This is a genomic window from Micromonospora sp. WMMD812 (assembly GCF_027497215.1).
Classification (GTDB): Bacteria; Actinomycetota; Actinomycetes; order Mycobacteriales; family Micromonosporaceae; genus Micromonospora.
Genome location: NZ_CP114904.1, coordinates 7,017,004 through 7,039,884, shown reverse-complemented (window position 1 = coordinate 7,039,884; position 22,881 = coordinate 7,017,004). Strand labels below are relative to the sequence as shown.

The following is a 22,881-nucleotide window of genomic DNA, read 5'->3' as shown; positions in this document are numbered from 1 at the left end:
CGGTCAGGGACGGACGAGGACCTTCAGAGCCTCGCGCTGGTCCATGGCGCGGTAGCCGTCCGGGGTCTCGTCGAGGCCGATGGTGCGGTCGAAGACGAGGCCGGGCCGGATGGCGCCGTCGAGGATGTCGGGCATCAGGTCCTCGATGTAGTTGCGCACCGGTGCGGGGCCGCCGGTGAGGGTGAGGTTTCGGCCGAACAGGTTCCAGCCGATGTCTCCCTCGTCGTACTGCGGCACGCCGACGCGGCTGATCACCCCGCCGGCGCGGACCACACCGAGGGCCTGCTCGTAGGCGGGCTTGAGGCCCACGCATTCGAGGACGGCGTGGCTGCCGTCGCCGCCGGTCAGTTCCCGCACCTTCTCGATCCCCTCCGGCCCGCGTTCGGCGACGACGTCGGTGGCGCCGAACTCGCGGCCCAGGTCGGTGCGATCCTTGTGCCGGCCCATCAAGATGATCCGTTCGGCGCCGAGGCGCTTGGCGGACAACACGGCGAGCAGGCCGACCGCGCCGTCCCCGACGACGGTGACGGTGGTGCGCGGGTTGACGCCGGCGCGGACGGCGGCGTGGTGGCCGGTGCCGAACACGTCCGACAGCGTCAGCAGGGACGGTAGCAGCGCCGAGTCCACCCCGACCGGCAGCTTCACCAGCGTGCCGTCGGCCAGCGGGACGCGTACGGCTTCGGCCTGGCCGCCGCCGATGCCGTCGGCGGCCCAGAACCCGCCGTGCCGGCAGGAGGTCTGGAAGCCTTCGCGGCAGAAGTCGCAGGTGTTGTCCTGCCACGCGAACGGGGCGACCACCAGGTCACCGGCCTTGACCGTCGACACATCGGCACCGACGTCCTCGACCACGCCGAGGAATTCGTGTCCCATCGGCTTACCCGCCGGCGTCGCCGGCATGCCGTGGTACGGGTGCAGGTCGCTACCGCAGATGCAGGCCTGCACCAACCGCACGAGCGCGTCGGTGGGCTGCTCGAGGGCCGGGTCGGGCACGTCGATGACCCGCACGTCCCCTGCTCCGTACATATAGGTCGCACGCATTGTTCGGCCTTCTCTCATCGTTCGCGCGACAGTCGGCGCCGCGGTGGATGGTCGTGTGGCTCACTGTCAGCAACACGGTGTGCCGGCCAACGGCCGGTCACCGCGCCCGGTCAGCGGCGGCGGGCTGCCGGCCGCAGGGACGGGCTGACCCAGCCGTTGCCGGCGGGGTTGAGGGTGACGCCGGGTGGGACGATCTCGTCGATGCGGTCCAGCACGTCATCGCTGAGCACCACGTCGGCCGCGGCGAGCTGGGACTCGAGGTGGTCCATGGTGCGCGGGCCGATGATCGGGGCGGTGACGGCCGGGTGGCGCAGGACGAACGCGATGGCCATCTCGATCAGGCTGATCCCGGCTGCGTCGGCCAGCTGCGCGAGCTGGTCGACGGCGTCGAGCTTGCGCTGGTTCTCGGGCAGCGACATGTCGAACCGGTTGGCGAGGCGCTTGCGCGCCTCCGACATCGGTCCGGTGCTGTCGCCGTCCGTGCGGTAGCGGCCGGAGAGCCAGCCACCGGCCAGCGGGCTGTACGGGATGACGCCCATGCCGTAACGCAGGGTCAGCGGCAGGATCTCGTTCTCGATACTGCGGGTGAGCATCGAGTAGGTGGGCTGCTCGGTGACGAACCGTTCGCGGCCACGGTCCCGGGCGATGTACTGCGCGTCGACGATCGCCGAGGCAGGGAACGTCGAGTGGCCGAGGTAGCGGATCTTGCCCGCGCGGACGAGGTCGGTGAGCGCTCCCAGCGTCTCGTCGAGGTCGACGGCGGGGTCGTACCGGTGCATCTGATACAGGTCGATGTAGTCGGTGTTCAGCCGACGCAGCGAGTTCTCGACCGCGGTCATGATCCAGCGCCGGGAACCGCCCTGGTGATTCGGGTCGTCGTCGTACGGCATGAAGAACTTCGTCGCGAGCACGACGTCCTGTCGGCGCCCGGCGAGCGCCTTGCCGACGATGACCTCGGACTCGCCCTGCGAGTACACGTCCGCGGTGTCGACGAAGTTGATGCCGGCGTCCAACGCCCGATGAATGATCTTGATGCTGTCGTCGTGGTCCTTGGTGCCCCAGTCACCGAACATCATCGTGCCGAGGCACAGCTTGCTGACCGAGACGCCGGTGCGTCCGAGCGGCCGGTGCTCCATGGCAGAACTCCTCAGAAGTAGGTGGGCTCGCGCGGGGTGTATGACTGCTCCAACGCCGTCACCTCGTCGGCGGTGAGCCTGATGTCGAGCGCGGCGACGGCGTCGGCGAGGTGGTGCGCCTTGGTGGCCCCGACGATCGGGGCGTCGACGACCGGGTTCTTGAGCACCCACGCCATGGCCACCGACGCCATTGCGACGCCGCGATGCTCGGCGATGCGCTGCACGGCGTCGACGGTTGCCTTGTCGCTGTCGAGGAACAGCGGCCGGCCCTGCCGGTCGGTGCGAGGGTTGCTGCGGGCGCGGCTGGTGCTCTGCTCGCCCCACGGCCGGGTCACCAGGCCGGCGGCGAGCGGGCTCCACGGGATGCTGCCCACGCCTTGGTCGGCGAGCAGGCGGAACATCTCCCGTTCCTCCTCGCGCTGGACCAGGTTGTACTGGTCCTGCATCGACACGAACCGGGTCCCGCCGTGGGCCTGCGCGGTGTGCTGCAGCTTCGCGAACTGCCACGCCCACATCGACGAAGCGCCGAGGTAGCGGGCCTTGCCGGCCTTGACGACGTCGTGCAGGGCGTCCATCGTCTCCTCGACCGGGGTGTCCGGATCGAAGCGATGGATCTGGTACAGGTCGACGTAGTCGGTGCCCAGCCGCGACAACGAGGCGTCGATGTTCTCCATGATCGCCTTGCGGGACAGCCCGGATCCGCCCGGGCCGTCGTGCATCTTGTTGAAGACCTTGGTGGCCAGCACGATGTCGTCACGACGGGTGTACTTGCGCAGCGCCCGGCCGACGATCTCCTCCGAGGTGCCACGCCCGTACACGTTGGCCGTGTCCCAGAACGTGATTCCCAGGTCGAGGGCCTGCCGGAAGACCGGCTCGGCGGCCTCGTCGTCCAGCGTCCAGGGCGCGAAGTCCGAGGGGGTGCCGAAACTCATGCAGCCGAGCGCGATCCGGCTGATCTTCAGACCAGATGCGCCCAGACGGGTGTACTCCATGATGATCTTCCTTCTCGGGAATCGTTGAGGCAGGACCGCCTGCCGGCACCGGTGCGGAGGCCAGATGACGGTCAACGTGGTGCCCGTGGCACCTGCTGGGCGACGACCGGTCGGTGGTTGGCCGTCAGGCCCGCGGCAGCAAACCGGATCGTCACCGGACGGCCCCGTCCCCGACGGCGGATCCGACGATGGCCGGCCCGTACCGGTCGTATGTGCCGTGGTACACCGCGTCGATGGCCGGATGCACGCCGGCGTCGGCGAAGGTGACATCGCGGTGCCATGGGTGGCTTTCGAGGGCCGGGTCAGCGGCTGCCGTACTCCTCGTCGGTGACCAGGTCACCCCACTCGGTCTCTGGGCTGTCGTCCTGCGGGGCCTCCCACATCGCCAGGTGCGTCATGAAGTGATCGGCCGCGGCGCCATGCCAGTGCCACTCCCCCGGCGGCGTCCAGATCGTGTCGCCCGGACCGATCTCGACGACCGCGCGGCCGCGGGACTGCACAAGCCCGCGGCCCTCGGTCACGTGCAGGGTCTGGCCGACCGCGTGCCGGTGCCACGCGTTGCGGGCGCCGGGGGCGAAGCGGACCACGTTGACCCGCATCCGCGACGGCGCCTCACCCTTGACGATCACGTCGTACCACGCGTCGCCGGTGAACGTCTCCGCCGGCGCCTTGACCGTCGGCTGCTTGTTCAGGATGTCCACTCTGTCGTTCCCATCGAGTTCTGGTTGGTGGCTTTCCGGTGGTGCCGATTCATTCGCCCGGGCGCCCGACCGGGCGCTCCCGCGCGGGAATCGTCCAACTGGCCAGGAGGTTGAGGGCTTCCTGAGCCGGGCTGCCGGCCTCCGCGCTGTAGGCGTTGAGCCGCAGCCCCGGGTCCGCGGTCAGCTCCATCGACTCGTACGTCAGGGTCAAGTCACCGACCAGCGGATGATGCAGGCGCTTGACGCCAGCGCGGTGCAGCCGCACGTCGTGCGCCGCCCACCAGGTGCGGAACACCTCACTGAGGGTGGACAGCTCCCCAACCAGGTCGCTCAGCGCCCGGTCGTACGGATCGCGGCCAGCCTCGGCCCGCAGCAGCGCGACGGTGTCCCGGGCGACGCCGTCCCACTCGACGTAGAAGCTCTGGGCGGCCGGGTCGAGGAAGACGAACCGGGCAATGTTCGGCACCCGCGCCACCGTGTCGAACAGAGGTGCGAAGACAGCCCGGCCGAGCTGGTTCGCGCCGAGGACGTCCAGCCGGCCGTTGCGTACGTATGCGGGCGCCATGGTCATGACGTCCAGCAGCCTCTGGACCTCCGGCCGCAGATGCGGTGCCGGCCGCCGTCGGCCGCGAGCGGCGGCGGCGCTGGTGTTCGCCGCCCGCGCCAGATCGAACAGGTGTGCACGCTCGGCGTCGTCCAGCTGCAATGCCCGGACGAGGGCCTCCAGGACGCTGTCCGACACACCGGTCAGGTTGCCGCGCTCGAGCCGGGTGTAGTAGTCCACGCTGACGCCGGCCAGCAGCGCCACCTCCTCGCGACGCAGGCCCGCCACCCGGCGGTGGCCGCCGTAGTCGGGCAGGCCCGCCCGCTCCGGCGTGATCTTGGCACGCCGGGAGGTGAGGAAGTCGCGGATCTCGGCTCGGCTGTTCACCTACCCGACGCTACGACCGGCCGAAGCCGCCTGGGAGGTTCTGCCATTACCTGGCACAACAGGAAATCCTGCCCGGAGCTGGGCGTGGTTGGCCGACGGACAGCACCGGCGCCGGTGAGCACCGCCGGACCGTCCCAAGATCCGCGGCACGTCGGCCTGGTGTGATCACTGCTCAACGGCGAGTTGTTCGAAGAGGAGGCGCGGAGCTTGAGGGCCAGACGATCCCTGGGCCGGCAGTTCGGATGGCTGTGGGCGTCCTACGCGGTCAGCGCCTACGGCTCCGGGCTGGGGTTCGGCGCGTTGCCGCTGATCGCCGTGCTGGTGTTGCATGCCAGCCCCGCTCAGGTGTCCGCGTTGTCCGCGGTTGGGCCGGCAGTGGGCGCGCTGATCGCCTTGCGGCTCGGACCGTGGGTGGAGTTTCGCCGCAAGCGGCCGGTGATGATCGTGATGGACCTGGCCCGGTTCGCGGTCATGATGACAATTCCGATCGCCTACGCCTTCGGCCGGCTCAGTTTCGTCCAGTTGCTGGTGGTCTCGGCCGTGGTCGCCGCAGCCAAGATCGCTCGCACCGCGGCCAGCGCCGCCTACCTCAAGGCCCTCGTCCGGCCGGACGACCTGCTCGTGGCCAACGCACGGTTCGAATCGACGACGTGGAGTTCCATCGCCGTCGGGCCACCACTGGGCGGGGCGGCAATCGGCCTGATCGGGCCGGTCACCACCGTAGTGGCCGACGCGCTGAGCTACCTGTTCTCCGCGCTGGGCGTCACGGCGATTCGCGGCCGCGAAGAAGACCCGCAGCGAACCGACAAGCGCCGGGTCCGGGCCGGCGAGTTGCTCGACGGCTGGCGGCACCTCCTGACCCATCCCGGCCTGCGGGCGCTCTACCTCAACAACCTGCTCGTCGGCGGACTGATCATGGCCACCGAGCCGCTGTTGGCCGTGCTCCTGCTCCGCCAGCTCGGATTCCCGCCCTGGCAGTACGGTCTCGCCTTCGCCGTCCCCTGCGTCGGCGGACTCATCGGCTCGCGCCTCGCCCGCCGTGTCGTGGCCAGGTATGGCCAATATCGGATCCTCCGTACAGTCGGCACGCTGCGCGCGGTCTGGCTGATCGGCCTCGCCTTCGTCCAGCCCGGAGTCGCCGGCCTCGCGACGGTGATCGCTGTCGAGCTCGCGATCATCATCTGCATGAGCCTGTACAACCCGGTACTCGCCACCTATCGACTTGAACAGACACCCAGAGACCGCGTCGCCCGCACCCTGTCGGCCTGGTCGATCAGCAGCAGCGCCTGCATCGCCGTCCTCAGCGCACTCGGCGGACTGCTCGCCCACGCCACGAGCCCACGTACGGCTATCACGGTTGCGGGACTGCTGATCCTCGCCAGCCCGCTGCTGCTACCCCGCCGTCAGGATTCTGCGCCCGTGCCCGACCTTGAGCTGGCTAGAGCCCGTGACCAACCGGAGGCAGGCGTTTCGCATGAAGCCAAGTAGGTGGCCCGCCAACAGGTGACTCGTCGGAGATGATCGAACGCGCTGGGCGTCGCACCCGCGCGCTACGATCGCCGCGATTCGCCGACGGGAGGGGTGCGCATGGCCCAGGACCAGGTCCTAGCATTCGTCGACCGAGACCTGCGAGGTGCGCGGTTCACCAGGTCGACGCTGGCGGGGGCGGTGATGCGCGGCGTTGATGTGCGCGGGCTCGACATCGACGCGCCGTGGCTGGCCGACGGTGAGCTGTTGGTCAACGGTGTCGACGTGGCGCCTCTCGTCGAGGTCGAACTCAACCGGCGGTTTCCGGGGCGCGAATTGAAGCAGGCCACGGATCCGGATGGCCTGCGATCGGCGTGGGCGGCGCTCGAACGAGCCTGGGCGGCCGCGGTCGACCGGGTGGAAGCCATGCCCGCGGGCACCGTCGACGTCTCGATCGAAGGCGAGTGGTCGTTCGCGCAGACCCTGCGCCACCTCGCGTTCGCCACCGACGCATGGCTCGGCAAGGCGATCCTGCGCCTGCCGCAGCCCTTCCATCGGCACGGGCAGCCGCACGCCGAGTACGAGACGGATGGATTCGACATGTCGGTGTTCGTCACGGTGCAGCCAAGTCTGGCCGAGGTGCTCGAGTTGCGTGCCGAGCGGCAGGCCATGGTGCGGGACTTCCTCGCGATCGTCACGCCGGAGCGGCTCGCCGAGCCTCGACAAACTCCGTGGTCACCCGAACACGAGGAGCCGGTCCGGCACTGCCTCCACGTGATCCTCGACGAAGAGTGGGAGCACCTTCGCTTCGCACTTCGCGACCTCGACGCCCTTGAACAGGGGCCCGGCATCAGCGGCTGATCCGCTCGCCGATCCAGTCCAGCAGCGTGCTCGTGTAGTCGGGGCTGACCGATTCGAGTGTGTCGGCGCCCTCGCGGGTAGGCAGGTGGGTGCAGCCGGCGAGCTGGTGGATGGTCAGGTCGGTGGTGCCGGCGACCTGCCGCCACACGGCGATGCTCTCCTCGGCGGGGGTCCATTCGTCGGACTCGCCGTAGAACAGCAGCGTCGGGCAGTTCACCCGCGCGATGACCGGCTCCGGGTCGTAGTCCATGTCCTCCCACGTGCCGCGGTGCCCCTGCAGGTCGCGCGGGACGTACGCGAGCGGGAACCACGGCCGCTCGGCGTACCGGTCAACGATCGTCTGGGCGGTAGCGCGGTCGATGTCCCCACGCACGGCGCCTTCGAGCGCTTCGCGCAGACAGGCCAACTCGGCGAGATCGGCGTCGCGGTAGCCGTGTCGAAGCAACTGCTGCGCCGTTCCGTATCGCATCTGGGCCGCTGGGCTCACGCCGCTGGTGGCGACCAGCACCAGAAAGGCCACCAGCTCGGGCCGGCGGGCCGCGACCGCCGACGCGGGCCAGGTGCCCTGGCTCCATGCCCACAGGCCCACCGGCACGTCGCCGATCCGGCGGCGCAACTCCGCCGCGGCCGCCCAGGCGTCGTCGGCCTGGACCGCGAACGGCACGTCGCCGCGCTCGGTGGGGCGGCGGTCGAAACGCAGCACCGCCACACCGGCCCGCGGCAGCTCCCGGGCCACGTGCTCGTACAGGAAGTACGAGCGCTGCGGCATGGCGGAGCCGTGCAGGACAACCACCCCGCCGCGCGCCGGCGCATCAGGCGGCGCATCCAGGGTGGCGGGCAGGGACAGGTCGCCGACGTCGATGCGCAGCTCCACGCGGCCAGTCAAGCACTTCCCCGCGAGGGGCGTCAGCCCCGCTTCGCTGACAGAGACCCGGTGCTTCCCCGGGCCGGTAGCGGGCCTGCTCCCGATCCGAGGGTTTATATAGTCGTGCGGTGAACAGCGAACAGGTCCGGCAGGCGTACGCATCCGTCGCGGAGCTCTACATCGAGCTGTTCGGCACGAGCCAGCAGGTACACGCCGACGACCTCGCCTTCATCGGACGCCATCTGGCGGGCCGACCTGGCACGGTGCTCGACCTGGGCTGCGGGCCCGGCCACATCACCGGTTACCTTCGCTCGCTGGGCGTCGACGCATCGGGAATCGACATGGTCCCCGAGTTCATCGCCCATGCGCGGGCGACCCACCCGGATGGTGTTTACCAACTCGGGTCGTTGGAGAACCTCGACGTTGCCAACCACTCCATCGCCGGCATCCTGGCCTGGTACTCGCTGATCCATCTACCGCCGCACGATCTCGACGGCGTGCTCGCTACGTTCCGGCGAGCGATGGCCCCGGGCGGAACGGTGGTGCTCGGTCTCTTCGACGGTGACGAGGTCGCCGCCTTCGACCACAAAGTCGTGACCGCCTATCGCTGGCCCGTCGACGAGATCTCCGAGCGACTGACGCGAGCCGGCTTCACCGAGGTCGAGCGCCTGCGGCGGCCCAGCGACGGCACTCATCGACCACTCGCCGCCATCGCGGCAGTCGCCACCGAGGGGTGAGCTGAGTCGCTACGCCCTGTCGGTCAGTCAGGGAGGTCGGCGATCCGGGTCGACAGCTTGCGGAGCACCGCGAGTTCGTCGGCGCTCACATGATCGAGGAAGCGCGAGCGCACGGAGACGACATGGTGCGGGGCGGCCTCCTCCAGAACCTTGAAGCCGTCGTCGGTCAGGTGCAGGATGCAGCCCCGCGCGTCCTGCGGATCGGACTCCTTGTCGATGAGTCCCCGGGCCTGCATGCGGGCCGCGTGGTGCGACAGCCGGCTGCGCGACCACTCCATCTTGGCGGCGAGGTCCTTGAGCGCCCACCGACGGTTCGGCTTCTCCGACAGCGTGCTCAGCACCTCGTAGTCCGCCGGCGACAGCCCCGAGGTGCGGGCCAGGTCCCGGCCGAGCCGCGCCGGTAGCGCGATCAGCAGGCGCCGGAACGCACGCCACACGTGTTCTTCGTCCTCGCTCAGCCAGGCAACGTCCACCCGTTCACCGTACACCTCGTTGACACGTCATAGAAACTCCGGATACGGTCGTTGACATGTCATTGAATACGTCGAGCGCTCCCCTGCGCGTTCTTGTCATCGTCGCCAGCACCCGTCCCGGCCGGCTGGGACCCGCGATCGCCGACTGGTTCGTCCGGGCGACCCTGCCGGAAGCCAAACGTGGCGGGATCACCGTCGACGTCGCGGACCTGGCCGACATCGGGCTGCCGCTGCTCGACGAGCCCGAGCACCCCTCCAGCGGCATCTATCTGCACGAGCACACCCGCGAGTGGAGCCGGCGGGTGGCCGCGGCTGACGCATTCGTGGTGACCACGCCCGAGTACAACTACGGCATGCCCGCGGCGTTGAAGAACGCGTTCGACTTTCTCTACCACGAGTGGGCCTGGAAGCCGGTGGGGTTCGTCAGCTACGGCAACACCTCGGCAGGCACTCGGTCGGTGCAGATGACCAAGCAGGTCGTCACCACCCTGAAGATGATGCCCATCGGGGCCACCGTCGCCCTCCGCATCGCGGACAGCACCCGCGACGGGCAGGTGCTCGAGTCCGCCGGCCTCGATGAGGCCGCTCGTGGAGTGTTGCGCGAGTTGAGCCGGGTGGCCCGGGCGATGCAGCCGCTGGGCACCAGCACCGACGGCGGGGACACCGGCGTTCCCGGGCCGGTCGAGGGGCTGCGGCTCACCACTGCCCGGCCCGACGACCTGGCCGAACTGCTCGTGCTCCAGCGGTGCTGCTGGGTGCAGGAAGCCTTCGCGAACGACACCCTCGACCTGGCGCCGCTACGGGAGACCCTCGATGATCTGCGCGCATCGCTGTCGACCTGGCAGCTGTGGTGCGTACGCCGGCACGGGCGCCTCGTCGCCGCGGTCCGCGCCCGGGCACGCGGCGGGGCGTGGCTGATCGGGCGCCTCATGGTGGCTCCCGACCAGGCCGGCGAGGGCATCGGTTCCTGGCTGCTCTCGTACGTCGAAGGGCAGGCCCCCGACGAAACCACGCACTGCGAACTGTTCACCGGCCACCGCAGCACCCGCAACATCGCCCTGTACGAGCGTGCCGGCTACGCCCTCACCGCCACCGACGGCACCCCGGACGGCAGCGTCCACCTCACCAAACAGCGACAGCTGACCTGATGCAGGGCCCCCCGCGAGCCGGGCCCCGCCGCTACGCGACGGGTCCCGGCTCAAATGGATGGCGGGCCGGTCAGCTGTTCAGCGTGCCGAGGAGGGCGGTGGCCATGCCCTGCTCGCCCCGGGCGTTCGGGTGGAACGGGGCCGCTGAGTTCTGTGGCACCAGCCCCTCGACCCATCGGGTGCCGCTGCCCTTGCACGCGTCGCGGCCGATCGACGGGGTGTAGACGTCGCTGTAGGTCGCGCCGTTCACGGCCGCGGTGCTGGCCAGCATCGCGTTGAGCGACTTCGCGATGCCGCGCAGGTACGGCACGTCCTGGTAGGCGATCGGCACGACGGGCCAGCAACCGTAGCCGGTGTCCGGCAGGATCGCCGGGTACCCGAGCACCACGACCCGCGCGCCCGGCGCGGCCTGCCGGACCGCCTGCAGCACGGTGGTCACCTTCGGGGCGGTAGCGGCGATGCGGGCCTGCAACTGGTCGGTGCCTCCGGTGGTGTACCGGTTCTTGCACGGCGATCCGAGCGGGCTGCTGAGGCTTGCCTCCGCGCAGTCGCTGATGATGCTGGAGAAGCCGATGTCGTTGCCGCCGATCTGCACCGTCACCAGCGCCGTGTTCGACGTGACCGCGTTCAGCTGCGGTGGCACCGTGATGCCCAACTGGCCGCTGCCACCGTAGAGGATGTCGTCCGTCGTGGCCCCGGAGCAGCTCACGTCGGCGAACGACGACGAGCCGCCGGACGCGGCTACCAGCGATGGGAAGTTGCGGTTCGACCGGAGGCAGTTCAGGTCGACCTGGGTGGGGATCAGCGGACCGGCGGTGTACGAGTCGCCCAGCGCGACGTAGCGGCCGGCGGGCACGGCGGCGCTGGCGGGTGTGGCGACGGCGAGCAGCACGCCGGCGGTGGCCAGGGCGAGTGCTGCCAAGCGGGTGGCTGCCCGTAGGAGCGGCAGGCGGGGACGGGTCATGGCGCCTCCCAGGGGATCACGGTGGTGGTGGTGCCGAGATCCTGTCGTTGCCGTCACCTCACGTCAATATGGATGGACCTCACTAGATGCTGGTCCGCGGTGTGGACTACAGGGGTTTCGTCGAGGACCCGCGGAAGCTGATCGCCGCTGGCCGCCGATCCCGATCGATGCGGTTCGCAAGGCCCCTATGGCGGCAGCCGATGAGAAGATCTTGGGGTGAACAGTCCGCTGCGTATCGACCGGCTGCTCGGTGACCGGCCCTGCGCCGAGGTCGGAGAGCCCGCTCTCGCGGTCACCGACGATGACGGTGCCCTGCTGGCAGTGGCGGGTAGCGGGGAGTTCGGCGCTGCGCCGGTGGGTGTCTACGACGTCGGTGATCTGGGCTGCCGCGCTCTCGTCCGGTCGGGCTACCCCGTCCACGCCATGGCCTTCCACCCCACGCTTCCGCTGTTGGCGATAGGAACCGGCCGTTACGACGGCGGTTACTTCTTCGAAGGCGAGCTTCTCCTGTTGGACCTCGAGACGGGTGCGGCCGTGTCACTCATCGAGCACGAACTCGGCCGTCAGGTGCTGGCGCTGGAGTGGCTCACCGGTCTGGACCTACGCGTGCTGATGGCGCCGCCCGACGACTGGCAGGACAAGGATGCGTGGTCGGAGGGACACGTCGCGGTGGTGCGCCGACCCGACTGGCGAGCCGTGCCGGCCAGTTCGATCACCGGGCGCGAGTTGGCCGGACCACGGGTCGCGGCGCCTCGCCCCGACAACCGACAGGACGCCCGGCGAACCGTCACCGGCCTGAGCGCGGACTGGGATCCGCGACGTGATGTCCGCGCGGTCGAGGAGCTGTCCGACGGCAGGATCCTGGCGACGCTCGACGGCACCCAGGCGGAGTCCTGGCTGCCCTCGGGGGAGCGGCAGTGGACCGTCCCTGACGACACGGGTGGCCGCGACATTGTCGTCGCAGCCGATGAACTGTCGATCTGGGTCGGCCTGGTGCGGCCCGACGGTCCACAGACCGTGGTCCGGATCTCGTCGGAGGACTGGGCGCGGCTCGAGCGCCTCACCCTTGCCGGCCCGGCATCGCTGGTGCGCTGCGCCGACGGTTCACCTGCCATCGCGCCCGCCGGACGGATCGGTGAGGGCGGCAGGCTTCGCGTCCGGCGCGGCAGCCAGGTCTATACCCGGGAGATCGAACCAGAGCGCGAGCGGACTCCGGAAACAGCCAAGGCCTGGCTCGCGGCAGCCGACGTACAGAAGCCACCGATGACCGGACATCCGCGTCATCCCACAAATCGGGAGTTCCGTCGCCTGTTCCCGTACTCGTGGGTGCCCGGCGAGACACATCTCGCCGGTCCCGGCGTGGAGACGACGGACGGCAGCCTCGTCTACGCCGGTACCGTTCAACACGGCGCCGGGTTGCAGCCCGGCGGCTCGTTCGTCGTACGACGCGACGTACACATCGGGCAGCCGCGCTGGGTCTTTCGGGGCGATCGAAGAGCCACCGACCTCGACGCCGACGCGGAGACTGCCTACATCGCCTACGACGATGGCGAGATCGTCGCACTCGACCTTCAGGACGGCACCGTTCGCTGGCGTCGCCACCTCACCGTCGCGGCGATCCCTGCCATCCCCACCGCGCTGACCGCCACCGGCGCCGGGCGGCTACTCGTCGGCACGAGCGACGGGCGGATCTTGGAATGCTCGACAGGATGACGGCTCCGGGGTCTCTCACTGGCCGGTCAGTGGGCGACGGATCGTTGGGAAAGGTCGGCGCCCGCCTCGTCGATCGCGTGGATCAGGCCCGTGTCACCGCTCAGGTCCGGCGCGAGCAGCGCGAGCACGTCGCGCGCCGATCCCGCTCGTTCCAGGTACGGGCCGGCGCCGGCGTCGTTCACCGGCGCGCCGATCCCGCGGAGGTGCTGGATCCAGGCAGCCAGGACCCGCGTGGCTCCGGGGGCCGTCCGGCCAGCGGCTCGCTCGCCGCGCAGCACCGGCAGCACCCGGATCGGTAGCTTCTGCGAGCCGTCCGCGGCGATCTGCGCCAGCGTGTGCCGGATCCGCGGGTTCGTGAACCGCTCGATCAGGGCCGCCCGGTAGGCGGCGAGGTCGACGGCGGGCAGCGGCACATGCCGCGCCGCCTCGTCCCACCACTGGTCCAGCCACCTCCGGCAGACCGGGTCGGCGACCGCGGCCGTGATGGTGTCGTGGCCCCGCGCCCCGCCCGCGTACGCCAGCAGGCTGTGCCCACCGTTGAGCAGCAGCAGCTTGCGCGTCTCGTGTGGGGTGACGTCGTCGGTGAACCGGGCGCCTGCCGCGTCCCACGCCGGGCGGCCGGCCGGGAAGTCGCCGCTGAGCACCCATTCGGTGAACGGTTCGGTGACCACGGGCACGGCGTCCTCGTGCCCGGTCAGCTCGGCCACCGCGCGCACGTCGTCCGGCGTGGTCCGGGGCGTGATCCGGTCCACCATCGTGGTCACGAACGAGACGCTCCCGGCGATCCATTCGCCCAACGCCGGTTCGGCCGACGCGGCCAGGTCGTGCACGACGCGCGCGGTGGCCTCGCCGTTGCCCGGCAGATTGTCGCAGGAGACCACGGCGAGTGGCCCGGCCCCGGCGAGACGCCGCGCGGCCAGACCCGCGACGAGCCGACCGGGCACGGTGGACACCCGGCCGCCGCGCCGTACCGCGTCGAGGTCGGCGCGGACGTCCGGATCGTCGAGGTCCAGGCCGCCGTCGCGTTGCCGCCGGTACGCCGCCTCGGTGACCGTCAGGGTGACGACGGCGACCTCCGGCTTGGCCAGGTAGGCACACCACGAGTCGAGGTCCGTGCCCGGGTGGGCGGCCGACACCGCGGTCTGCACGGTCACCTCGTCGCGGTCCGGCCCGCGCACCAGGAGCGTGTACAGCCCGTCCTGGTCGGCCAGCCGGTCGGCGAGCGCCCGGGACCGGCCGGTGAACGCGGCGATCCCCCACTGCGCCGAGTCCGGCGCGGCCCCGGTGTACCAGGCCTGGTGCGCCCGGAAGAAGTTACCCAGTCCCAGGTGCACGATGCGGACCGGCGGACCGGCGGCGCGGTGCGGCCTCACAGCTTGAAGACCTTCCGCGGCTGGTCGGCGATCAGGGCGGTGAGCGTGGCGAGGGCCTCGTCCTCGTCCAGTCGGTGCGTCGCGACCAGGCCGGCGAGGAATCCCGCGTCGAGCCGGCGGGACATGTCGTGCCGGGCCGGGATGGAGCAGAACGCGCGGGTGTCGTCGATGAACCCGGACAGTCGGGAGAACCCGGCTATCTCGGTGACCGCCGCCTGGTAGTGGCGGATCTCGGACGGGCTGTCCAGGAACCACCACGGGGCGCCCGCGAACACCGCCGGGTAGAAGCCGGCGAGCGGTCCGATCTCCCGGTTGTGCACATCGGCGTCCACGGTGAACAGCACCAGGTGGAATCCGGGGTAGGTGCCGAATCGCTCGAGCAGGGGCTGCAGGGCGCGGGTGAACTCGACGGTCGTCGGGATGTCGTGCCCGCTGTCCGGGCCGAACCGGTCCGCGGTGGCCGGGTGGTGGTTGCGATAGATGCCCGGGTGCAGCGTCATGACCAGACCGTCGTCGCAGGACATGCGGGCCATCTCGAAGATCATGTGCCGGCGGAACGCGGTCGCCTCGGCCGGTGAGACGGTGCCGGCGCGGGCCGCGCGGTAGATGCGTTCGGCCTCGTGCCGCTCGAGCGGTTCGGTGCCCGCGTCGGGGTGGCCGTGGTCGGCGGACACCGCGCCGTGCGCGACGAAGTACCTGCGGCGGCCCTCCAACGCGGTGAGGTAGCCGGCGTAGTCGCCGACGTCGCCGCCCAGTTCCTTGACCTCCTCCGACCAGCCCGGCCGGCCGACCTCCAGGTACTTGTCCGGCCGAAAGGTGGGCGCCACGGTGGTGCCGACGTCCGGGTCGTCGCGCAGCGCCCGGTGCGCGGCGAGGTCGTCGGCCGGGTCGTCGGTGGTGGCCAGGAAGTCGATGCCGAAGCGCCGCAGGAGGGCCCGGGGGCGGTGGCTGGGCTGCCGCAACTGCCCGGCGATCAGATCGTACAGCGCGTCCGCGTTCTCCGCGCAGGGCCGCTCGGTCACGCCGAAGATCTCGACCAGCTCGCTGTCGAACCAGTACCGCACCGGCGTGCCGCGGAAGAGGTCCCAGTGTGCGCACAACAACCGCCAGGCCTCCCGCGCCCGGTCCTCGGGCAGCGGTCCCTCGCCCACTCCGAGCGCCGCCAATTGGACGCCGCCGGCGTGCAGCAGCCGGGTCACGTAGTGGTCCGGCTGGATGAACAGGCTGGTGGGGTCGGCGAACGGGGTGTCGTCGCGCAGGATCCGGGGATCGACGTGCCCGTGCGGAGAGACGATCGGGAGGTCGCGGACCGCCTCGTAGAGGCGGCGGGCGACTGAGCGCACTCCCGGGTCGGTGGGCAACAACCGGTCGGGATGCAACGTCAAGGCGGCCATGAGCGAGAGCGTCTGCGGGGTGGCGATCGGTTGGCAAGCGGTTGCCACCTGTTGCCTCGGGCGGCGTGGCAACAACTGGCAACTCGTTGCATCGATCGACGGCATGCGGAAACCATCCCGTAACAGTGATGCGGCTCACTCCGCACCGGCACACCCCCTAGGAGAGCAGCAGATGCGATACCCGACGATGCGATCGACGGTGGCGCTGGCCGGTGCGACCGCGCTGGTCGCCGCGCTCGCGGCCTGTGGTGGCGGCGACGAGTCCAGCAGTGGCGCCGGCAAGACGATCAACGTGCTGATCGCGGCGAACACCCAGTACCCCGAGGAACAGCAGGCGTGGCAGAAGTCGATCGCCGAAAAGTTCAAGTCGCAGACCGGCGCCGACGTCAAGTGGGAGACGTTCGCCAGCGCCAACGACGAACTCACCAAGATTCAGACGTCGGTGGTCGCCGGCAGCGGCCCGGACGTGTACGCGGTCGGCACCACGTTCACCCCGACCGCGTACTCCACCAAGGCGTTCGTCTCCCTCGGCGACGAGGAGTGGACGAAGATCGGCGGGAAGGAGAAGTTCATCCCCTCGTCGTTGGGCATCTCGGGGCCGGACGAGAAGGAACAGGTCGGTATCCCGTGGGTGGGCCGGCCGTTCGTCATGGTCTACAACACCGAACTGCTCAAGGCGGCCGGCATCGACAAGCCGGCGACTACCTGGGACGAGCTGACCCAGCACGCCAAGCAGCTGACGAAGGGCGACCAGTACGGGCTGGCCGTGGCGTACAAGGACAACTTCGACCCGTGGAAGTTCATCTGGGGCATGTCGATCCAGGCCGGCAACCCGATCGTGGACGGCAAGACGGCGCGGATCCAGGACCCGGCGGTGCAGAAGGCCTACCAGACCTACTTCGGCTGGCTCGCCACGGACAAGGTGGTCAACCCGGCCGCGGTCGGCTGGTCCAACTCGCAGGCGCTCGCCGAGTTCGCCAAGGGCAAGACCGGCTACATGGCCCTGACCTCCGCGCTCGCCACGAAGGCGCTGGACGCCGGCGCGGTCAAGGGCAACTGGGAGTTCGCCCTGCTGCCCACCGTGCCGCCGGGCGCCACCACCCGGCCGGCGAACGGCGTGGAGGCGGCGAGCATCCTCTCCGGCGACAACCTGCTGGTGGCGGACTACTCCAGGAACAAGGACCTGGCGTTCGCGTTCGTCAAGCTGATCACCGACCAGGAGGCGCAGCTCGACATCTACAAGCAGCTGGGCCAGTTGCCGTCGAACGCCGCCGCGGCGCAGACGCTCCAGTCGGACCCGAGGTTGAAGGTGGTCGTGGAGGCGCAGCAGAAGTCGGTGGCCACCCCGTTCACCGGCGCCTGGGCGGACATCCAGCTGGCGCTCACCAACTCGGTGGTGCAGTCGATCCCGGACCTGTCCAAGGGCTCGATCAGCGCCGCGCAGATCGACGGCCGGCTGGACACGGCGCAAAAGTCCGCGCAGACGGCACTGGACCGGGCCAAGTAGATGAGCACCGACACCACTCTTTCGCCAGAGGTCCGGACGGCGAAACCGCCGCCCCGACGCCGCCGCCGCGGCGTGACCGAGCGACAGCGTCCGCTGTGGCTCCTCACGCCCGGCGGGGTGCTGATGGTCCTGGTCATCCTGATCCCGCTGATGCTGGCGCTGTGGATCTCGCTGATCGACCTGGACCAGTACACCCTGCGCCGATGGATCGAGGCGCCGTTCATCGGCCTGGACAACTACGTCGAGTCGTTCAAGTCCGGCCTGCTGCACTCGACCTGGATCAGCGTCTCGTTCGCCGTCCTGTCCACCGTCGCCACGGTGCCGATCGGGATCGCCGCCGCGCTGGTCACCCAGAACGCGTACCGCGGGCGGGCGTTCGTGCGGGCGGTGTTCCTGATCCCGTACGTCCTGCCGTCGTTCGTCGTCGCCACCGTCTGGCGCACGATGCTGCAGCCGGACGGCATCGTCAACGCGACGCTCGCGAAGGCCGGGGTGGACGGCGGGCTGTGGCTCAGCGGCCCGAAGTCGTACTGGACGCTGGTGCTGGTGGAGATCTGGGCGGCGTGGCCCTTCATCTACCTGATGGCGCTGGCCGCCCTGCAGTCGGTGGACGCGGAGGTGCACGAGGCGTCCGCGGTCGACGGGGCGACCTGGTGGCCGAAGCTGCGGCGGGTCATCCTGCCGTACCTGCGCGGGCCGGTGCTGCTCGCCTGCCTGCTGGCCACGCTGAACCACATCAACAACTTCACGCTGCCGTTCGTGCTGTTCGGCGCGCCCGCGCCGGACGACGTCAACGTGATGCCGATGCTGGTCTACGTCACCAGCTTCCAGAGTCTGCGTTTCGGGCTCAGCGCGGCCATGGCCGTGGTCTCGCTGATCCTGATCGCCATCCCGTTGTTCGCCTACCTGCGCGCGGTGCGGCTGGACGTGCACGAGGAAGGAGGCAAGCGATGACCGCCTCGGCCGAGGCCCACCGGCTGCTCCCCCGGCCGTTGCTGGTCACCCTGACGGTGCTGCTCTGCGCCATGGTGCTGGCGCCGATCCTCTACATCGTGCTGGCGTCACTCAACACCGACGTCGGCGTCGCCGGCGGCGAGTTTTGGCCGAGCACCTTCTCCGGCGAGAGCTACACCCAGATCTGGACCACCGCCGACCTGTCCACCGGCATCGTCAACAGCATCGTCGTGTGCGCGCTCACCGCGGTGGCCTCCGCCGTGCTCGGCACCACCACCGCGTACGTGTTGGTCCGGTACTCGTTCCTCGGGCGCCTGACCATCCTGCGCAGCCTGGTGGGCCTGCAGAGCATCCCGGGCACGCTGATGCTGCTTCCGGTGTTCGTGCTGTTCTCCTCGGCCGGCAACTACCTCGGTCTCACGGTGATCGGCACGCGGTGGGGCCTGTTCGTCGCGTACCTCACGTTCGCCTTGCCGTTCTCCACCTGGGTGATGGTCACCTACCTGCGCGGCCTGCCGCGCGAACTCGAGGAGGCCGCCCGCACCGAGGGCGCGTCGACCCTGGTCATCCTGTGGCGCATCGTCTTTCCGCTGAGCCTGCCGGCGATCGTCGTCTCGGGCATCTTCGCCTTCCTGCTTGGCTGGAACGACGTGCTGTTCGCCTCGGTGCTGACCCGGCCCGAGACGCAGACCGCGGCGGTGGCGCTGCAGATCTTCGGGTCGTCGCAGGAGGGTGGCGCGCTGCCGGTGTACTCGCAGATGATGGCGGCCTCGCTGATCTGCGCGGCGCCGGTCGTGCTGCTGTACCTGGCCTTTCAGCGCTACCTGGTCGGTGGCCTGACGGCCGGCGGGGTCAAGTAGTGACGACCGCGGCGGTGATTGGTTGCGGCGACGTGTCGGTGGTGCACCTCGCCGCGATCGAGCGGCTCGGCATCAAGCTGGTGGGCGTCTGCGACGTCGAGCCGGCCCGGGCCGGAAACGGGTACCTGAACCACCGTGACCTGCTCGACGACCTGCGTCCCGACGTGGTGCACATCTGCACACCGCACGACCAGCACGTGCCGGTCGCGATCGACGCCCTGGAGCGCGGCATCCACGTGCTGCTCGAGAAACCCGTGGCCCACACCGTCGCGGACGCCGACCGGCTGATCGCCGCGGCCAAGGACCACCCCGAGGTCAAGGTGGGCGTCTGCCTGCAGAACCGGTACAACCCGACCACCCAGGCCGCCCGCACACTGCTGGCGTCCGGTGGGCTCGGCACGGTCCGCGGCGGCTCGGCGACGGTGCTGTGGCAGCGGGACCCGAGCTACTACCGGGCCCGGCCCTGGCGCGGCCGGATCGCGCGCAGCGGCGGCGGGGTGCTGATCAACCAGGCCATCCATACCCTGGACCTGCTGGAGTGGCTGCTCGGCGACGTGGTCGGGCTGCGCGGCCACGCCGGCCGGTACGGGTTCGGCGCCGAGATCGATGTCGAGGACACCGCCCACCTGCTGCTCGACCACGCCGGCGGGGCGCGCAGCGTGCTCTTCGCGACCGTGACCAACGTCGTCGACGCACCGGTGACGATCGAGATCGTCACCGAGCGGGCAACCCTCCTGATCCGCGGCGACCTGACGGTCAGCTACCAGGACGGGCGCGTCGAGGTGATCGCCGAGCGGCGTGCCGGCCCGGGCGGCCGCGCCTACTGGGGCGCGTCGCACGAGCTGCTCATCGCCGACTTCTACCGACAGCTGACCGAGCCGGAACCGTTCTGGCTCGGGCTCGACGAGGGGGTCAAGTCCCTCCGCCTGATCGACCAGGTCTATCGCCAGCACACCTGAGCAAGGAAAGGTCACCGCCGATGTGGACGCTGTCCGGATTTTCCGACGAGATCTCCCCCGACTTCACCGAGCAGTGCGCGGTGGCGGCGGGGCTGGGGCTGACGTACGTCGAGATACGCAGCGCCTGGGGCGTCAACATCCTGGACCTCAAGCCCGAGCAGCTCACCCGGATGAAGGAGACCCTCGCGGCGCACGGCCTGAAGGTGTCCAGCATCGGCTCACCGATCGGCAAGATCTTCATCGACGAAGACTTCCCGCCGCACCTGGAGCGGATGCGTCACGCCGCCGAGGTGGCTCGCTTCTTCGACGCGCCGTACGTCCGGGTCTTCTCGTTCTTCCTGCGCCCCGGCGCCGATCCGGCCGACCACCGGGCCGAGGTGATCGACCGGATGCGGGCGCTCGCCCGGGTCGCCGAGGGCGCCGACCTGATCCTGCTGCACGAGAACGAGAAGGAGATCTACGGCGACATCCCGGCCCGGTGCCTGGACGTGGTGCGGTCGGTCGGCTCGCCGCACCTGCGGCTCGCCTGGGACCCGGCGAACTTCGTCCAGGTCGGCGTCCGGCCACATACCGACGGGTACGCCATGCTCCGCGAGCATCTGGAGTACGTGCAGATCAAGGACGCCGTGGCCGCGGACGGCACGGTGGTGCCCGCGGGCCACGGTGACGGGGAGGTGGCCCGCACCATCCGCGCGCTGCGGCACGACGGCTTCGACGGGTTCTTCTCCCTCGAGCCGCACCTGGCCGCCGCGCACGCCGCCGGCGGGTTCTCCGGCCCGGAGCAGTTCCGCCGGGCGTGGCAGGCGTTCACGGACCTTCTGAAGACCGAGGGGATTGAGTACGCGTGAGCACACGGACGAAGTTCGCCCTGGTCGGCGCTGGTGTGATCGGCAAACACCACGGCCTGGTGATGAGTCAGCTCGCCGATCGGGTGGAGTTGGTCGCGGTGGCCGACGTCAGGCGGGACCGCGCGGAGCAGCTCGCCGCGGTGCGCGGCGGCCGACCGTACGGCTCGCTGAGCCAGGCGCTGGCCGCCGAGGCGATCGACGTCGTGGTGGTGTGCACGCCGACCGGCCGGCACGGCGACGCGGCCATCGAGGCGCTCGACGCCGGCAAGCACGTCATCGTGGAGAAGCCGGCCGAGATCACGGTCGCGAAGACCGACGAGATCATCGCCGCGCAGCGGAAGGCCGGCACGCTGGTGACGGTGATCTCGCAGCACCGGTTCGACCCGGCCACCGAGACCACGCTCGCGGCGATCGGTCGGGGTGAGCTCGGCCGGCTCACCTCCGGCATCGCCTCGATCGACTGGTGGCGCGGGCAGAGCTACTACGACTCCGGTGACTGGCGGGGCACCTGGGAGCTGGACGGCGGCGGCGCGCTGATGAACCAGGGGGTGCACACGGTCGACCTGCTCGTCGCCGCGCTGGGCCGGCCGGTCGAGGTGTTCGCGTACACCGGCAGGCTGGCACACGAGCGGATCGAGGTGGAGGACGTCGCGGTCGGCGTGGTGCGCTTCGAGAGCGGGGCGCTCGGTGTGCTGCACGCGACGACGGCGGCGTACCCGGGACTGAGCGCGCGGCTGCAGGTGCACGGTGACCGCGGCTCGGCGGTCATCGACAACGACCAGCTCGCCTTCTTCCAGGTCACCGCCGAGGGCGCGGACCGCGAGGAGAAGCTGATGGGTACGACGGAGAGCCGGGCCGTGCCGACCGCCGGCAGCGAGCCGGGCCAGTTGTCGGACGCGCACCGGTTGCAGTACCTGAATTTCCTCGGCGCGCTGGGCGGCACCGAGAAGCTGCGCGTCGACCTGGAGACCAACCGCCAGTCGATCGGCGTCATCACCGGGGCCTACGAGTCGGCCCGGACCGGACGGCCGGTGAGCCTCGCATGAGCCGCATCGCCGCCAACCCCATCCCGTACTGGAGCCGGGCGGGCAAGAGCCGGGAGGTCTTCGACGCGGCCTTCCGCGACTTCCAGGAGATCGGCTTCACGGCGGTCAAGGCGGACGTGCCCGACGACATGGATCCGGCGGGCTATCGGGACTGGATCGGCGGGTACGGCCTGTCGCCGTCGCTCAGCCTGTTCAACTCCGCGTTCGACGAGACCGTCGACATGGCCGAGGAGGTGGAGCGGGCCAAGCGGTTCGCCGCCACCCAGACGGCACTGGGCCTCGACCGTACGATGATCTCCTCGATGTCGATCCCGGCCCGGATCGCGCAACCGGCCGTCGGCGCCGGCTTCGACGAGAGCCGGCTGGTTCGGGCAATCGACAACTGCGGCACGATCTGCCGGGTGCTGCGGGCCGAGGGGCTGCGCCCGCTGCACCACTCGCACGTCGGTGGCGTCTTCGAGACCGCGGACGAGATCGCCCGGCTGCTCGACGACCTCGGCCCGGACGTGATCGGGTTCGGCCCGGACACCGGCCACCTGATGTGGGCAGGCGTAGAGCCGGCAGCGTTCATCGCGCGGTACGCGGACCGCATCGGCGGCATCCACATCAAGGACTGCTTCCCCGACCTGCTGTCACCGTCCGCGCGTAGCGGCATGGCCTACCACGAGGTGCAGGCGACGAAGCGGCTCTGGGCCGAGCCCGGCCTGGGTGTGGTCGACTTCGACGCCGTGCTGGCGGTGATCCCGGACGGCTACGACGGCGACTTCATGATCGAGGTGGACGAACCGAGCGTGGCGTCGAAGCTGGAGTCGCACCGCATGTCGTACCACTGGGCACGGGAAGTTCTGGCTGCGCGGATCGGATGACGCGCACGCCGACCCGGGCGGCGCGCCGCCCGGGTCGGCGGGGCGGAC

The 22,881-nt window shown here is 70.3% G+C and carries 22 protein-coding genes; 12 read left to right on the top strand and 10 right to left on the bottom strand.

Annotated elements, in window-relative coordinates; all coding sequences use genetic code 11:
* Nucleotides 1-3: 3 nt before the first annotated feature.
* The 5 genes from O7603_RS32445 to O7603_RS32425 all read right to left on the bottom strand — a co-directional run bounded on the left by O7603_RS32445 (nucleotide 4) and on the right by O7603_RS32425 (nucleotide 4,798).
* Complete coding sequence (locus tag O7603_RS32445) at nucleotides 4-1,038, bottom strand: zinc-dependent alcohol dehydrogenase family protein (RefSeq protein WP_281573515.1); 1,035 nt, start codon at nucleotides 1,036-1,038, stop codon at nucleotides 4-6.
* A gap of 110 nt (nucleotides 1,039-1,148) precedes the next feature.
* Complete coding sequence (locus O7603_RS32440; protein WP_281573514.1) at nucleotides 1,149-2,174, bottom strand: aldo/keto reductase; 1,026 nt, start codon at nucleotides 2,172-2,174, stop codon at nucleotides 1,149-1,151.
* 11 nt (nucleotides 2,175-2,185) lie between these two features.
* Nucleotides 2,186-3,166, bottom strand: coding sequence for an aldo/keto reductase (locus tag O7603_RS32435; RefSeq protein ID WP_281573513.1), 981 nt, complete (start codon nucleotides 3,164-3,166; stop codon nucleotides 2,186-2,188).
* Between the two features lie 302 nt (nucleotides 3,167-3,468).
* On the bottom strand, nucleotides 3,469-3,867 hold the full coding sequence (locus tag O7603_RS32430; RefSeq protein ID WP_281573512.1) for a cupin domain-containing protein: 399 nt from the start codon (nucleotides 3,865-3,867) through the stop codon (nucleotides 3,469-3,471).
* Between the two features lie 49 nt (nucleotides 3,868-3,916).
* Nucleotides 3,917-4,798, bottom strand: coding sequence for a helix-turn-helix transcriptional regulator (locus O7603_RS32425; protein ID WP_281573511.1), 882 nt, complete (start codon nucleotides 4,796-4,798; stop codon nucleotides 3,917-3,919).
* 207 nt (nucleotides 4,799-5,005) lie between these two features.
* Between O7603_RS32425 and O7603_RS32420 the strand changes: the two genes are divergently transcribed.
* Nucleotides 5,006-6,286, top strand: coding sequence for an MFS transporter (locus O7603_RS32420; RefSeq protein ID WP_281573510.1), 1,281 nt, complete (start codon nucleotides 5,006-5,008; stop codon nucleotides 6,284-6,286).
* Between the two features lie 99 nt (nucleotides 6,287-6,385).
* Nucleotides 6,386-7,126: a DinB family protein gene (locus O7603_RS32415; protein WP_281573509.1), complete on the top strand. Its 741-nt coding sequence runs from the start codon at nucleotides 6,386-6,388 to the stop codon at nucleotides 7,124-7,126.
* On the opposite strand, the gene O7603_RS32410 is transcribed toward O7603_RS32415, so the two are convergent.
* Nucleotides 7,116-8,000, bottom strand: a complete 885-nt coding sequence (locus O7603_RS32410; protein WP_281573508.1) for an alpha/beta hydrolase — start codon at nucleotides 7,998-8,000, stop codon at nucleotides 7,116-7,118. The genes O7603_RS32415 and O7603_RS32410 overlap by 11 nt on opposite strands.
* A 119-nt stretch (nucleotides 8,001-8,119) precedes the next feature.
* On the opposite strand from O7603_RS32410, the gene O7603_RS32405 reads away from it, so the two are divergent.
* A complete protein-coding gene (locus O7603_RS32405; RefSeq protein WP_281573507.1) occupies nucleotides 8,120-8,728 on the top strand; it encodes a class I SAM-dependent methyltransferase in 609 nt (202 codons plus the stop codon).
* 23 nt (nucleotides 8,729-8,751) lie between these two features.
* On the opposite strand, the gene O7603_RS32400 is transcribed toward O7603_RS32405, so the two are convergent.
* On the bottom strand, nucleotides 8,752-9,201 hold the full coding sequence (locus O7603_RS32400; RefSeq protein WP_281573506.1) for a MarR family transcriptional regulator: 450 nt from the start codon (nucleotides 9,199-9,201) through the stop codon (nucleotides 8,752-8,754).
* Nucleotides 9,202-9,257: 56 nt separating this feature from the next.
* Here O7603_RS32400 and O7603_RS32395 point away from each other — a divergent pair, with 56 nt between their 5' ends.
* Entirely contained in the window at nucleotides 9,258-10,349 is a 1,092-nt protein-coding gene (locus O7603_RS32395) for a bifunctional NAD(P)H-dependent oxidoreductase/GNAT family N-acetyltransferase (RefSeq protein ID WP_281573505.1), read from the top strand.
* 70 nt (nucleotides 10,350-10,419) lie between these two features.
* On the opposite strand, the gene O7603_RS32390 is transcribed toward O7603_RS32395, so the two are convergent.
* Complete coding sequence (locus O7603_RS32390; RefSeq protein WP_281573504.1) at nucleotides 10,420-11,313, bottom strand: SGNH/GDSL hydrolase family protein; 894 nt, start codon at nucleotides 11,311-11,313, stop codon at nucleotides 10,420-10,422.
* A 216-nt stretch (nucleotides 11,314-11,529) separates the two neighbouring features.
* On the opposite strand from O7603_RS32390, the gene O7603_RS32385 reads away from it, so the two are divergent.
* Nucleotides 11,530-13,026 (top strand): hypothetical protein, encoded by a 1,497-nt coding sequence (locus tag O7603_RS32385; protein ID WP_281573503.1) that lies wholly within the window; start codon nucleotides 11,530-11,532, stop codon nucleotides 13,024-13,026.
* Nucleotides 13,027-13,052: 26 nt separating this feature from the next.
* Here the strand turns inward: O7603_RS32385 and O7603_RS32380 are convergent, their stop codons facing one another.
* Both O7603_RS32380 and uxaC read right to left on the bottom strand, forming a co-directional pair.
* Entirely contained in the window at nucleotides 13,053-14,399 is a 1,347-nt protein-coding gene (locus O7603_RS32380) for a mannitol dehydrogenase family protein (protein ID WP_281573502.1), read from the bottom strand.
* Nucleotides 14,396-15,793, bottom strand: coding sequence for a glucuronate isomerase (gene uxaC, locus O7603_RS32375; protein WP_281573501.1), 1,398 nt, complete (start codon nucleotides 15,791-15,793; stop codon nucleotides 14,396-14,398). Before uxaC ends, O7603_RS32380 begins: the two co-directional genes overlap by 4 nt.
* A 172-nt stretch (nucleotides 15,794-15,965) precedes the next feature.
* Here uxaC and O7603_RS32370 point away from each other — a divergent pair, with 172 nt between their 5' ends.
* From O7603_RS32370 to O7603_RS32340, 7 genes are all read left to right on the top strand, one after another.
* Nucleotides 15,966-17,300: an extracellular solute-binding protein gene (locus tag O7603_RS32370; protein WP_281573500.1), complete on the top strand. Its 1,335-nt coding sequence runs from the start codon at nucleotides 15,966-15,968 to the stop codon at nucleotides 17,298-17,300.
* Nucleotides 17,301-17,372: 72 nt separating this feature from the next.
* Nucleotides 17,373-18,254 (top strand): sugar ABC transporter permease, encoded by an 882-nt coding sequence (locus O7603_RS32365; RefSeq protein WP_281573499.1) that lies wholly within the window; start codon nucleotides 17,373-17,375, stop codon nucleotides 18,252-18,254.
* Nucleotides 18,251-19,114: a carbohydrate ABC transporter permease gene (locus O7603_RS32360; RefSeq protein WP_281573498.1), complete on the top strand. Its 864-nt coding sequence runs from the start codon at nucleotides 18,251-18,253 to the stop codon at nucleotides 19,112-19,114. Before O7603_RS32365 ends, O7603_RS32360 begins: the two co-directional genes overlap by 4 nt.
* Complete coding sequence (locus tag O7603_RS32355; RefSeq protein ID WP_281573497.1) at nucleotides 19,114-20,073, top strand: Gfo/Idh/MocA family oxidoreductase; 960 nt, start codon at nucleotides 19,114-19,116, stop codon at nucleotides 20,071-20,073. The genes O7603_RS32360 and O7603_RS32355 overlap by 1 nt, the downstream gene beginning before the upstream one ends.
* A 20-nt stretch (nucleotides 20,074-20,093) precedes the next feature.
* A complete protein-coding gene (locus O7603_RS32350; RefSeq protein WP_281573496.1) occupies nucleotides 20,094-20,921 on the top strand; it encodes a sugar phosphate isomerase/epimerase family protein in 828 nt (275 codons plus the stop codon).
* Nucleotides 20,918-21,967, top strand: a complete 1,050-nt coding sequence (locus O7603_RS32345; RefSeq protein WP_281573495.1) for a Gfo/Idh/MocA family oxidoreductase — start codon at nucleotides 20,918-20,920, stop codon at nucleotides 21,965-21,967. The genes O7603_RS32350 and O7603_RS32345 overlap by 4 nt, the downstream gene beginning before the upstream one ends.
* Complete coding sequence (locus O7603_RS32340) at nucleotides 21,964-22,833, top strand: sugar phosphate isomerase/epimerase (RefSeq protein ID WP_281573494.1); 870 nt, start codon at nucleotides 21,964-21,966, stop codon at nucleotides 22,831-22,833. The genes O7603_RS32345 and O7603_RS32340 overlap by 4 nt, the downstream gene beginning before the upstream one ends.
* Nucleotides 22,834-22,881 lie beyond the last annotated feature (48 nt).